This window comes from Halomonas sp. ND22Bw (assembly GCF_003011945.1).
GTDB lineage: Bacteria > Pseudomonadota > Gammaproteobacteria > Pseudomonadales > Halomonadaceae > Halomonas > Halomonas halophila.
Genome location: NZ_PXWD01000684.1, coordinates 1 through 278, shown reverse-complemented (window position 1 = coordinate 278; position 278 = coordinate 1). Strand labels below are relative to the sequence as shown.

1 protein-coding gene is annotated in these 278 nt (G+C 72.7%); it reads right to left on the bottom strand.

Annotated features, from left to right (window positions below):
• Positions 1-278 (bottom strand): aminotransferase class III-fold pyridoxal phosphate-dependent enzyme (locus tag CVH10_RS19875; protein WP_146143143.1); only part of this gene is annotated, 278 nt, incomplete at both ends.

Genomic DNA, 278 nt, shown 5'->3' with positions numbered 1-278 from the left:
CGAGTGGCGGGCGGATCTTCAGCGTGTTGGCCTGCTCGCCGGTGGCGCTGAACAGGACGCCGCGCTCGCGCATCGCGTTGACGAGGCGGGCGGTCTCGGCGGTTGCCGGCGTGCGCGCCTGGCGGTCCGTCACCAGCTCGACGCCGACGAAGAAGCCGGCGCCGCGCACGTCGCCGATCAGCGCATGGCGGTCCGCAAGCTGCGTGAGTCGGCCACGCAGATAGGCGCCGACGCGCTGCGCATTCGCGACCAGGCCTTCGCGCTCGATCACGTCGAGC